The organism is Pantoea sp. PA1 (assembly GCF_056856975.1).
This window is the reverse complement of record NZ_JBXGEE010000006.1, coordinates 133,039-145,485: the sequence shown is the minus strand read 5'-3', so window position 1 is coordinate 145,485 and position 12,447 is coordinate 133,039. Positions and strand designations below refer to the sequence as shown.

At 61.4% G+C, this 12,447-nt stretch carries 9 protein-coding genes; 3 read left to right on the top strand and 6 right to left on the bottom strand.

Features of this window, described 5'->3' with window-relative positions; translation table 11 throughout:
• Nucleotides 1–2 precede the first annotated feature (2 nt).
• Genes bcsA through bcsR form a run of 3 tightly spaced genes read right to left on the bottom strand, consistent with a single transcriptional unit; the run spans nucleotide 3 to nucleotide 3,510 of the window.
• On the bottom strand, nucleotides 3–2,597 hold the full coding sequence (bcsA, locus tag AC1V0D_RS19330) for a UDP-forming cellulose synthase catalytic subunit (protein WP_482907897.1): 2,595 nt from the start codon (nucleotides 2,595–2,597) through the stop codon (nucleotides 3–5).
• Entirely contained in the window at nucleotides 2,594–3,313 is a 720-nt protein-coding gene (bcsQ, locus tag AC1V0D_RS19325; RefSeq protein WP_482907896.1) for a cellulose biosynthesis protein BcsQ, read from the bottom strand. The genes bcsA and bcsQ overlap by 4 nt, the downstream gene beginning before the upstream one ends.
• Complete coding sequence (bcsR, locus tag AC1V0D_RS19320) at nucleotides 3,313–3,510, bottom strand: cellulose biosynthesis protein BcsR (RefSeq protein ID WP_009088390.1); 198 nt, start codon at nucleotides 3,508–3,510, stop codon at nucleotides 3,313–3,315. Before bcsR ends, bcsQ begins: the two co-directional genes overlap by 1 nt.
• A gap of 195 nt (nucleotides 3,511–3,705) precedes the next feature.
• Between bcsR and bcsE the strand changes: the two genes are divergently transcribed.
• From bcsE to bcsG, 3 genes are read left to right on the top strand one after another with little or no spacing between them, the layout of a single operon-like run.
• Nucleotides 3,706–5,241, top strand: a complete 1,536-nt coding sequence (gene bcsE / locus AC1V0D_RS19315) for a cellulose biosynthesis protein BcsE (RefSeq protein WP_482907895.1) — start codon at nucleotides 3,706–3,708, stop codon at nucleotides 5,239–5,241.
• Entirely contained in the window at nucleotides 5,241–5,438 is a 198-nt protein-coding gene (locus tag AC1V0D_RS19310; RefSeq protein ID WP_009088386.1) for a cellulose biosynthesis protein BcsF, read from the top strand. Before bcsE ends, AC1V0D_RS19310 begins: the two co-directional genes overlap by 1 nt.
• A complete protein-coding gene (bcsG, locus tag AC1V0D_RS19305) occupies nucleotides 5,428–7,092 on the top strand; it encodes a cellulose biosynthesis protein BcsG (RefSeq protein WP_058958314.1) in 1,665 nt (554 codons plus the stop codon). Before AC1V0D_RS19310 ends, bcsG begins: the two co-directional genes overlap by 11 nt.
• 83 nt (nucleotides 7,093–7,175) lie before the next feature.
• Here the strand turns inward: bcsG and AC1V0D_RS19300 are convergent, their stop codons facing one another.
• From AC1V0D_RS19300 to AC1V0D_RS19290, 3 genes are read right to left on the bottom strand one after another with little or no spacing between them, the layout of a single operon-like run.
• On the bottom strand, nucleotides 7,176–8,183 hold the full coding sequence (locus AC1V0D_RS19300; protein WP_009088382.1) for a family 8 glycosyl hydrolase: 1,008 nt from the start codon (nucleotides 8,181–8,183) through the stop codon (nucleotides 7,176–7,178).
• A gap of 8 nt (nucleotides 8,184–8,191) precedes the next feature.
• Entirely contained in the window at nucleotides 8,192–8,635 is a 444-nt protein-coding gene (gene bcsD, locus AC1V0D_RS19295; RefSeq protein WP_336794684.1) for a cellulose biosynthesis protein BcsD, read from the bottom strand.
• Nucleotides 8,635–12,438 carry a cellulose biosynthesis protein BcsC gene (locus tag AC1V0D_RS19290; RefSeq protein WP_482907894.1) on the bottom strand — a complete coding sequence of 1,268 codons (3,804 nt, stop codon included), beginning with the start codon at nucleotides 12,436–12,438 and terminating at the stop codon, nucleotides 8,635–8,637. Before AC1V0D_RS19290 ends, bcsD begins: the two co-directional genes overlap by 1 nt.
• Between the last annotated feature and the right edge of the window lie 9 nt (nucleotides 12,439–12,447).

Below are 12,447 nucleotides of genomic sequence, written 5' to 3'. Positions count from 1 at the left end.
ACTCAATGCAGATTTTTTGAGGCGGGCACGCGTCCGATGCCTTGCGGCAACAGCGAAGCCAGCCAGCTTACCCCAGCGGTAAGCAGGTTAAACAACCGACGTAACTGCGGCGGACCATATTCCGCCAGGCGCAGATAACCTTTGAAGCCGAGGATCATAATATCGGTGAGGCTCTGCACCGGTTTATCTTCCGGGAAACCGTCCTGCCACAACGCCCAGGTATCGGCACGGGCGAAGGTACACTGGATAAAATCGATGTGCTGCCGGGTGGTCAGGGACTCAAGGCGAACGCCCGCCCGACGGCCAAAGACGCGCTGCACCGTACAGGGGAAGCTGAACTCCTGCTGACCGCGACGCAGCAGCAGCCAGACCTTTTCATCCTCCCGCAACGCATCCGGCTCGCGCAGCTCCAGACCCACCCCGCCATCGGAGTAGTCCCGCAGCGTGCAGGGCAGCATGTGGCCGTTTTCGCGCGCAATGGCGGCAGGCATCGCAATCTCCACGCGATGGGCCTCGCGGATCTGCCGGGCTTCAACCGAGACCGCCACCGCGCCCCCCAGAATCACCATGTTATAGATGACCCACACCAGGCTGACCCACACCGTTAACACTTCGTTGGCCGGGCCGTGCTGCATGCGCCAGAACGCCATCCCTACCCCCGCCAGGTTAAGCAACACCAGCAGCATATAAGGCCGGGTGATGACCCAGTCCAGATGCCGCTTCTCAACCAGCCCGCCTTTGGCGGTGACGTTAAACTTGCCTTTGTGGGGATTGATCAGCGCAACGGTCGTGGGCAGGGCGATATACCATGCCAGCACCGTTTCGTAGACTTCACTCCAGAACGAGTGTCGCCAGCGCCCCTGAATACGCGAGTTGGTCAGGCTGGTGTGCAGCATGTGGGGCAGTACATAGACCGCGATGGCCAGCGCGGGCGCGTAGATGATGTAGGCGTGGCAGAGCAGAAACGCCAGCGGAGCCAGCAGGAAGATCAGCCGCGGAATGCCGGAGAGAAAGTGCAGCATGGCGTTGGCATAACAGAGTCGCTGCACCCACTTAAGCCCTTTACCGAACAGGGGGTTATCCAGACGGAAGATCTGCACCATGCCGCGTGCCCAGCGGATTCGCTGTCCGATATGCGCTGACAGGCTCTCGGTCGCCAGTCCGGCGGCCTGAGGAATACGGATATAGGCCGAGGTGTAACCCAGCCGGTGCAGGCGCAGCGAGGTATGCGCATCTTCCGTTACGGTTTCGACCGCGATGCCGCCAATCTCCTCCAGCGCGGTGCGGCGCAGAATGGCGCAGGAGCCGCAGAAGAAGGTCGCATCCCAGGTATCGTTGCCATCCTGAACCAGGCCGTAAAAGAGTGATCCCTCATTCGGCGTGCGGCGAAAACGGCCCAGATTGCGCTCAAACGGATCGGGCGAAAAGAAGTGGTGCGGCGTCTGCAGCATGGCCAGCCGGGGATCTTTGATAAACCAGCCCATGGTCATCTGCAAAAAGGCGCGCGTCGGCACATGGTCGCAGTCAAAGATCGACACGAAGTCGCTGCGGCAGTGCTTTTTCAGCGCATGGTTGATGTTGCCTGCTTTGGCGTGTTCATTCGAGGGACGCACCACATAGTTAACGCCAATGCTGGCGGCGAACGCGCGAAATTCGGGCCGGTTGCCATCGTCCAGCAGATAGATGTTAAGCCGATCTTTCGGCCAGTCGATACCCAGCGCGGCGTAAAGCGTCGGCCTGACCACGCTCAGCGGTTCGTTATAGGTCGGAACCAGCAGATCCACCGACGGCCACAGCGCACGATCGGCAGGCATCGAAACCGGCTGACGGTTGAGCGGCCATAGCGTCTGGAAATAGCCCAGCACCAGCACCACCCAGGCATAGGTTTCGGCGGCGATCAGCAGCAGACCCAGCACCAGGCTGAGCGGGTCATCCCAGTTGAGTGTCGAGGTGTAACGCCACCAGAGATAGCGGCAGGATACGGTCAGCGACAGGACGATCAGCATCATGGTCGGTAAGCGGCCCGGCACGCGCCGCACCACCATCGCCAGACTCCAGAGCAGCAGCACAAAGATAAACTGCGTCAGCAGGTCAAAGGGCTGGCTGATACAGAGCAGCGCCAGTACCGACGCGATCACGCCCATCCCGGCCAGGAGGGTGTAACGCAGCAGGGGCGGCAGTCTCTTCAGCCGTTTTTCCGCCCGCGCGCCCAGCCCCTGCGCCTCTGCCTGCCTGCCACGCCTGTCGAGCCAGCGATAGACCCGCTGCCGCCAGCCAGCCAGCGTGGCGAAGCCGTTCACGCGGCGGCGGCCATCACCCGGCAGGATAAACACCAGCCAGAGCGTCTGGATCAGATAGCGCACAGGATCAAGCGGCTGCGGGCGTTCGGGCGAAATATGCGGATAGAGGCGGCGGCGCTGCTGAATAATCTGCTGCCAGCACGGTGCCTCCAGCCGCAACAGCGTCACCGCCAGCCCGCACCAGAAGAGATGCAGCGCGCTGGCGAAGCGGGATGCTCCGTTGTTCCGGGCGGTGCTGTAGCGACGCTGCAACGCCAGCCAGGCGGGTCGGGTCAGCAGCCAGCGCAGCGGGTTCATACGCGATCGCCTTTCAGATGAAGCAGCAGCCAGTTCGCCAGGGTGGTGAGCTCTTCGCTGACCAGCGCGTGGGGCCGGTATTCTCCGACCGGCTGCTTCATCATCAGCGCTTCTGACAGCGCTTCATCCCGGTGGATCAGCAGCGGGATCAGCGGATTCAGCGACGCCATCCAGAGCTGATGCAGATCCTGCTGCAGGCGGCTGTTGGCGTTGAACTGGTTGATCAGAAAACGGGTCGCCGCAGGAAAGCGTTGCTGACTCAGGCGCAAATGGCAGTTCGCATCGGGCGTAATGACGCCGAGCAGGCCATCCAGCTGCGCATAGAGCGCTGTATGCCACGGCGCGCTTTCGGCGGGCAGATCAAAAATTATCCAGCCGTAGCGCCCCCGCAGCGCCGGTAGCGCCGCCAGCAGCGGGGCAGCAATCGTGCTGTCCTGAACCGCAGCGGAAGCGGAGAGCTGACCGTAGGGGAGCAGATCCGGCCCCTGCGGATAGCGCCGGGCGCTCTGCAGCCAGTCGCCGCCGTGACACAGCGCCTGCATCCAGCCCTGCTCCGCCTGCACCGGCAGATTAAAATGCATGCCGAGCTGGCTGACCGGCGAGCCGTCAATCAGCAGAACCTGTTCACCCAGTGCCGACAGCGCCCAGCCGAGGCCCGCGCAGAGAGAGGAGGTGCCGACACCGCCCCGGATGCCCTGAAGTGCCATCAGCGCCATCAGCGATGCGGCTCCGGCTGTGCGGCAACGGTTTCGGTTAATAATGGCCAGCGCGATACGATCTCTGCCAGCCGTTCTTCGCGGGCAATATCGATATAACGGAACGCGTGCAGAGAAAAGGCGTCACGCAGTGCGCTGATATCATCCTGAGGTCCACCCTCAACGGCGACCGGCGTATAAACATTCGGGTTTGTCATTATTTTTCGCCACGAATAAACAGTGTCGGATTGAGGACAGTGGCCTCTTCGCCTTTTTTCTGAAAAGGGGTTTCCAGAATAAGGACGCTATCAGAAAAGCATAATTGGCCTGTCGCAGTAATTTTTAATTCGTCAGGTTACAACCTGTGCTGACTATAATAAACTAGCCTGGGCTGGAACAATATCGAATTCATTATGAAAAATTCTTTTTCACTGGGGCTGCGACAGGTTCAGCCTGAAGTCATAACGTTGCAAAATCCCGGTTTTTATTGGGTCACCTGCGCACGCCAGCAGGATATGCGTGCCTTTATTCGACAGGTTATTTCCCAGCAGCATGCCGCCACGCTCATCAGCGCCGGGCTGCCGCCCCGCGAGCTGCTGAGGCCCGACCTGACGGGCGGCCCCGACCGTATCCCGCTCTTTTCTCTGCCGGCAAATAAAAAAAGTCTGCTGCAGCTGGAAAGGGATTTATCCCGCACGCTCAGTCATAAAAGTGGGCTGGTGATCTTCAGCAGCAGTACGGCGCAATGGGATAAATTAAACGAAGCGGAGTTGCGTGACTGGATAACACGCATGCGCAGAATGTTGCGCAAACGAAATATTACACTTCTCATCGTCACCACCGGTATTACTCTTTTTAATCAGACCAGCTCGCTTCAGCGTTATTATCGTCAGATAGACGGACTGGCTTATTTAACCGTTGAGCAGGATAGCTGGCTGTATCAAATAAGCTGGTGGTATACCGGCGAAAGACTGTTTGCCGATCGTACGCTTCGTCTGGGCTATGAAGATGCGCATTTCTTTGCGTTAAAAGAAACGCAGGAACCGCTGAGCCTGAATGACGAGCAACACTATCTGGCCGATAAAAGCGTGCTTGAAGGCGCGCCGCCGCTTTCCCGCCAGTGGCAGCTGTTTGACGATAATCAGCAGGTCTGGTTGCAGGCGCAGCAGGCCCATGCGGCCACCGTGATCTTCAGCCTGAATCACAGTGAACAGATCGGTGAACTGGCAAAAATGGTGCATAGCCTGCGCCGCGCGCGCGGCAACGGGCTGAAAATTGTGGTGCGTGAGATGGGCGTCAGCCTGCGTTACAGCGATGAGCGCCTGCTGCAGGCCTGCGGCGTGAACACCATTGTGCCCACCACGGCAGCGATGTCGCGCTTTCTCACCATGCTTGAAGGGATTCAGGGGCAGCGGTTCAGTCGTCGCGTGCCCGCCAGCCTGGATGCGCTGATCGCCTCCCTGCAGCCGCTGCATGAAAAGGGCTATCTGCGCCTGGATGCGTTCTGTGAGGCGGTCAGCCAGTTAATCAGCAACACCCTGCTGCCGGAAAATGACAAAGGCCTGCTGGTCGCCCTGCGCCCGGTGCCGCAGCTCACCCCTCAGCAGGTTCTGACGCTTTGCAAACCGCGCCGCTTTGGCGATCTGGTCACGGTACTGGAGGATCGGGTGATTCTGTTCCTCTCCTCCTGCCGCTACAACGACCTGGATAAAGCGCTGAAATTTATCTTTTCACTGCCGCACGATGAGCTGTTTGCCAACCGGATTATCTGGTTTGAGGACAACCAGATCCTCGCCGAGATCGGCAACATTAAAAAAATGACGCCGATGGCGCTGCAGGTGCTGACGCCGGTTTCCGATTCGGTGCGCCCCGCGGAGATCCCGCCAGTGGCCGCGCCGGAGCGCCCGGTTCCGCAGCCCATTACATTACTGCCGGAGAGAGAGTCCTGATGAACCTGATGGATTGGGTGCAGATTGCGCTGCTGCTGCTGTTCATTTTGCTGATCGCCAGACCCGTGTGGCAGCAGTGGCTGCCGCGCCGCTGGAACGGTCTACTGAATCGCCTGTTACCTGCACGTGCGCTGAAGTCTGAGGGGCACTGGCAGCGTCAATCTTCAAAAACGGATGCCAACATTAATGAAAAATGATCAACCCGCTGCAGCCCACGCTTCCCGTTTGTGGTCCTGCTGGCGCGGCCTGGGCGGCTGGAATTTCTATTTCTTAGTGAAGTTTGCCCTGCTGTGGTACGGCTATCTTAATTTTCACGCCCTGAGCAATCTGGTGTTTCTCGCCTGGCTCCTCTTTCCGTTGCCGTCGCTGCGCCTGCATCGCCTCCGTCACTGGATCTCCCTACCCATCGGGATCGGGCTGTTCTGGCATGACACCTGGCTGCCCGGGCTCAGCAGCCTGCTCAGCCAGGGCGACCAGCTGGCGGGCTTCTCCGCCGCTTACCTGCTCGATCTGGCTGACCGTTTTATTAACTGGCAGATGTTAGGTGCGCTGTTTGTGCTGCTGGTGATCTACCTGTTTATTTCGCCCTGGATCCGCATCACCGTGCTGGTGTCGCTGATGATGATCTGGCTCAACGTGCTGACTATCGCCGGCCCGGCGATGTCGCTGCTACCCACGCGCGCCGCCACGCCGCAGGTGGTTCTGAATCAGACGCCCGCCGCCGCCAGCCAGCCCGCGGCGGCACCGGAGGGGCTCGATCAGTCGGCTGCCCCCACCAGCGCCAGCCTGACCGCCTGGCTCAGCCGCTTTTATGAGAGTGAACGCAAGCGCGTCACCCACTTCCCTGACAGTCTGCCAGCCGATTCGCAGCCGTTCGACATTCTGGTGATCAATATCTGTTCGCTCGCCTGGTCTGATATGGACGCGTCCCAGCTGCGTAATCACCCGCTGTGGCAGCACTTCGACATCATGCTGACCAACTTCAACTCGGCCACCAGCTACAGCGGCCCGGCGGGGATTCGCCTGCTGCGTGCCAGCTGCGGTCAGACCTCGCACAGTGACCTTTATAAGCCCACCGATTCACGCTGCTATCTGTTCGATAATCTGGCGAAACTGGGCTTTAAAGAGCAGCTGATGATGGATCATACCGGTGTGTTCGGTAACTATCTCAAGGAGTTACGCGAGTCAGGCGATATTCAGGCTCCGCTGATGTCCCAGGCGGGTATTGCGCCGGAACTGACCTCGTTCGACGGCTCGCCGGTGCTTAACGATGCCCAGGTGATGCAGCGCTGGCTGGATGATCGCAGCAAGAGCAGCGATGCCCGCAGCGCCACCTTCTACAATCTGATCCCGCTGCACGACGGCACGCGCGACCTGGGCAGCACGAAAACGGCCCCGTGGAAGCCGCGCGCTCAGCTGCTGTTTGACCAGATCGACGCCTTCCTGACGCAGCTGGAGAAATCGGGCCGCCGGGTGATGGTTCTGGTGGTGCCGGAGCATGGTGCCGCGCTGCAGGGCGATAAAATGCAGATGTCCGGCCTGCGCGATATCCCCAGCCCCGACATCACGCACGTGCCGGTGGGAATTAAGTTTGTCGGCATGAAGGCACCGCATCAGGGACAGCCCCTGAATATCGATGCACCAACCAGCCTGCTGGCTGTCTCAGAGCTTGTCTCGCGCGTGGTCGATGGTCAGGTGTTTAATGCGCCGAATGTGAACATGTCGGTGCTGACGGACAAGCTGCCTCAGACGCCTGTCGTATCGGAGAATGATGGTGCGGTGGTGATGATGTATCAGGGCAAACCCTGGATCCGGCTTAACGGCGGCGACTGGGTAGCCTACCCGCAGTAGCGCAGCGATGAAGGGGGTTCAGGCGCGTCGGCGCGCCTGAACCGGAGTGAACCCGCTGCTATCCGCAACAGGGCGCTGAGCAATCAGCGCTTCTCCTGAAAGGCCTGCCAGGTCAGTAACTGCAGGCTGGCCGAAAAGTAGTTCTGATCCGCCGCCAGCGTATCGCTCAGATAGCCCGTCTCATTCAGCGTCAGGTCACGAACTGCCAGCAGACCGCCCTCAAGATGGTAAGGGGCCGGGGTATTCGCCAGCACGTCAAACCAGGCTGGCGTCAGCATCCGGCTGTAACCCTGCCAGACGCGCTGAAACGGCACCAGCGCCAGACTGTGCGGGTCATACCACCAGATGTTCAGCGGCACGCGAATGGCGTCGTAGCTGAAGCGGCTGGAATAGCCGACGGCCGGGGCAACCGATCCGTCAGCATTCAGCGCCACCCAGTCCAGCGGCAGGCCGGTTTTCCCAAAGCTCAGCTTACCCAGCAGATCGAAACCGTCATTGATCAGCTTATCCCAGACCTGGAGATGGCTGCGCTCGCCAAACTCATGCCAGGCCTGAAACAGGAAGTAGGAGGGATTCAGCACCACAAAGCTGCCTTTGTTAAAGCCCTGCGCCCCCGGCAACAGCACGGTGTGCCCGCCAAAATTCGCCACATCCAGCCGGATGATGGCACGCTGGATACGGTCAGAGGCCTGCTGATAGCTCTCAGCCTGCCACTTCTGCGCGGCACGCTGCAGCGCCCAGGCGAGCAACACATCACCATCCGAGGCGTTGTTTTTGTCGGCAACCGGGTTGTCACTCCCCGGCACATAGCGCCAGTAGAACAGCTCGGTCTGCGGATTACGCAGCTGGGTGCGCGTCCACTGCCACAGCCGATCAAAAGTGGCGCGGTCATCGTTAGCGACCGCCAGCAACATGCCATACCCCTGACCTTCGGTGTGACTGACATTGTTATTGGCGGTGTCGATGATCCGCCCTTCAGGGGTAACAAAACGGCTTTTAAAAGTGTCCCAGCCGCTGGCACTGGCCTGCGCGCTGCAGGCCAGCAGTAACACTGAGCAGATCCAGCCCAGCCAGAATGGCTTACGTTTCATAGTTGATCCTATTGATATCGATAGTACAGCGTACTGCCTTCACTGCGTTCAGCCGTTACCGGCACCCGGTTGCTGCCGCCCTGCCCCTGCAGCCAGCCCGAAAAAAGACCGGCCAGCACCGCACCAAACGCCGACTGCCACTCAGCCGGTGAAAGGATGTTGTCGCCTGCCGGTATAGCGTGACAGGTAATCCGCAGCGCCGCCTCTTCCGGCTGAAGCTGCACAAACCCCCAGTTAAAGCGCGCCAGCTGCAGATTACACTCGCGCTCCAGATCCTGCACGGTGCGTGACGCTGGCAACGGATAGCGGGTCGCCAGCGACTCCCCCATGCGGTAGAGGAAGGCTTCCGCCTCCTGCTGACCGGCGTTGGCGATCATCCCCTCAATCAGCACGCTGACCAGGTCAAACCAGCCCGGCTGCCAGGGATGCGAACCGCCCGAATGCTCACTCATTACTTCTCTCCGAACAGATAGCGGACATAGAGCTGCGCACTGCTTTCGTTGTAGTCACCAAAGGTGTCATAGCCCAGCTGGCCGCCAATCGTCACATCTTTATTGAGTTTATAGTCAGCCCCCGCGTGCAGGTTATAGCCGACGCCGTTTTTACTGCCACCCGAATAGTACGCCTCTTTCACGCTGCCACCGGCGGCAAGCGCCTCCAGCTGCGACTGCAGCCGGGCATCGGCCGGGAAGTACGCACTCTTATCCTGGCTGTAGCTCTGATAACCGGCGGAACCGCCGATGTTCACTTTCAGATCGTTAAACCGGCGAGAGAACTCCACCGGGAAAGAGACCGCCGCATAGTTCTGCGGGCTGAAGTAGCCGCCCTGCCCGTAGCTGAAATAGCTGAGGTTTTTCGAGAAGTCCATCCACGACAGGCTCATCCCCACTTTCAGCTCGCGATCGTCGCTGTGGAACGGACGAACGTAAGCGCCTGCCGTCGCCTGCAGACTGTTGTTGCTGGCAACATTTTCACCCAGATAGCTGTAAGCGCCTGCCCCGGCGTAGAAGCCCGCATCGCCATTGTCGTAGCTTAGCAGGGCGTTAGCCCCGTTCTTCGTGACGCGGCCCCAGCGTTTGCCGCTGGCCTTATCCTCTGCGCCCACGTATGAGAGCAGGCTGTCGGTAATGGCGCGGCGCTCGCCGGTCAGGATCAGCGTCAGGAAGTCGGTCAGCTTTGGTGACCACTGGACGCCGCCCACCAGGGTACTGAGATCCTGCCCCAGCGGCGTACTGCCGAGATCGACCTTGTAACGGTCGCCCTTCAGCGCCAGATTCAGCTCCACGCCCGACGCCGTTTGCGAATCGGTGGTGGCGTTCGGCAGATCATTGACCGTGGCACCGCCTGCGGCGACCACATTGCCCTGGCTCAGCGCATTGGTGCCGAAACGACGCCACGCATCGGCCGCGCCGCTGCCCGCCGTGAGCGAGACCGGCGTGGCGGTAAAGTCAAAGCGCGCCTTTTCAAACGGCACGGTAGAGAACGTCAGCGGCGCTTTGGCTTCGGTGAGTTTGCTCAGGCCTGACTCGCCATCACGCCCGCGCACCTGCACCATACCCTGACTCCAGGTGCCGGTTTTCTCCTGCAGCGAATCCATCATGGTGTCGATCTCGTGCAGCGTCTGCGCCTGTCGGGACGCGGTTTCGCTGCCCACAGCCGGTTCGCCCTGTGCCGTCACCCCGGCAGGCGCTGCCTGCCACGGCAGCACGGTGCCGTAGCTGGACGCGGTGCGTCCTACCGGCGAAGTGTGGCGATTGATAAAGGGGTTATCCGCCAGCGCCAGCCCGCCTATCGTCGGCACGCTGCCGGGTTGCGCACCCTGCAGGCCGATCAGCTGACCACGCGCGGAACGCAGATAGCCCATCGCCTGCGTATGGTCGCCGTTGGCTTCCGCGACGCGCGCCAGCAGCAGCAGGCGATCGGCCGACGGCGCGGTGCGGTTAAGGCCACGACTCAGCGCACTGGCGCGCTGCACATCGTTCTGCGCCAGCGCCACGTTGATGGCCCCGACACGGGCATCCTGAGTCGGAGTATCCTGGGTCATCAGGTAGTCATACACCACACCGGCATCCCGGTTCATCTTACCGTCCTGGTAAAGACGGGCCATCGCGAACATCAGATCGCGGTTCTGTGGATCCTGCTGCAGGGCACCAATCAGCTTGTCATAGGCCACCGCATACTGCCGCTGCTGCCGCAGGCGATCCACTTCATTAATCAGATAGCCGTTGCGAATGCCGGCCAGCTGGGTCGGGGTACTGCGCGCCTGCAGCTCAGGGTTGCTGAGGAAGCGCTGTGCCTCGCTGCCGAGGCCCGCCTGATTCAGCACCGCCATCTGCGCCGCATAGTCGCCCGCATTCCCCTGCACGCCGCGCTGCAGGTTCGCCCGCACCAGCGAGACGGCGCTGGGGAGATCGCCCGCCTGCGCCAGCTTCTGCGCCAGGTTACCGGCATCAACCGGATTCGCGGGCGGATTGACCGTGAGCGCTTTCAGGGTATTGGCAGCGGCGGCCGTGGCCCCCTGCGCCAGATAGCGATCGGCGGTGCTCATCTGCAGGTTGAAATTGACCCGCTGCGCCAGTTCACGCATCGCTGCGGTCTGTGCGCTGGCGGGAATGCGTGACAGTAAGGTGCTGGCCTGCTGCCAGCCGCCGCTTTCGCTGGCGTTGAGTGCGCCGGCATACAGCTCGCTGCTGCTGGCACCGCTGCGCATGACCGGCTGCATCACGTTAGCGGCCAGCAGCGTATCCCCCTGCTGGCGGTAGAGCCGGGCCAGATCGAGCCGCAGCCACCCCTCCGTGGGATAGCGCTGAATAGCCTGTTGCAGCGTCGCCATCGCCGCGGCGCTGTTACCGGCGGCCAGCTGACGCTTCGCCTGCTGGCGCAGCGCATCGGCTTCATTCACGCGCGGTGCGACGCTCTGGCGTACGCTCTCCGGCAGGGAGCCCAGCAGACTGCCAGCTTCAGCCGTGCGATTCTGCTGGCGCAGCACGTAAAACAGCCCCTCTTTGGCGCTGCGGTTATCCGCATCGCTTTGCAGGATTTCGCGGTAGATCTGCTCTGCCTGGACGGGCTGATTCGTGCGGCGCAGCACGTCGGCGCGGAACAGCCTGGCGGCCAGTCCTTTTTCGCCCTGCGCCTGCATCAGTGGTTCGCTTAATGTCAGCGCCTGTGCGCTGTCGCCGTTTTTCAGCGCCTGCTGCGCGCTGGCCAGCTGCGCATAGAAGCGGGCATCGTCGGCCTGCTGCTGACGCGACGCACTCTGATCGCCGCCAAGCTGCGCCGCCCGCTGCAGATAATCGGCCGCTTCCTGATAACGTCCGTCACGCTGGGCCACGTAGCCCATGCCCGCCAGCGCATCCGCATCCTGAGGATTGGCACCCAGCACTTTTTCAAAGCTGGCCTGCGCCCCGCCGACATCCCCGCTGTTGAGCGCGCTGAAGCCCGCCCCTTTTTCTGCGCCACCCACGTTCTTACGGTAGTAGTCCATGACCGCTGTGTCCTGCGGATGACGCTGCTGCCAGGTCTGATAACGCGCCGCATCGGCGGGCTGCGGGCCGAGCCACAGCAGCGCCTGACGCAGTGAACGGTCAGCATCCTGATTGCCGCTCGCCAGCGCGCTCAGCACTTCAATGCCTTCACGGCGGGTCGACTCCTGATAAGTCAGCGCTTTCCCCAGCGCCAGCTGCGCACCCGTGTCCTGCGGATGCTGCGCCGCAAACTGCCGCAGCGCCTCGACCGCCTGCGGCAGCAGCGTACGGTCGCCGGCCATAGTGAGATAATATTCCGCCGCCACGCTGGCGGGCGGCTCATTGCCGCTGAAGGTGTTGCGCCAGGTCTGTAACGCCGCCGGTATATTGCCGCTGCGCGCCTGCTGACGCGCCAGCGAAAGCTGCGCCTGCGGAATGGTCTGCATCTGGCGCGCATTATCCAGCTCGCTCAGATGGGGATCGCCAGGGGCAACCTGACTCAGGCGGGCGCGATACTGCGCCGCCGCCGCCGTGTCGCCACCCTGCTGGGAATAGAGCGCCAGCAGGTAGAGCGCCTGGGTGTTGCCGGGTTCCACCATCAGCACCTTCTGCAGCGAAGCCTTCGCCAGATCGTCATGCGCCTTCTGGTGCCAGTAAGAAGCCTGGTCGAACAGCGCCTGCAACGCCGGGTTGCTGCTTTCCGCCGCCAGCAGCGGCGAAGAGAAGATCAGCGTGCTGCCCAGCAGCAGCGCATGGCGGATTCCGGCACTTATCAGAGTCGTTTTCATTCTTTTTAT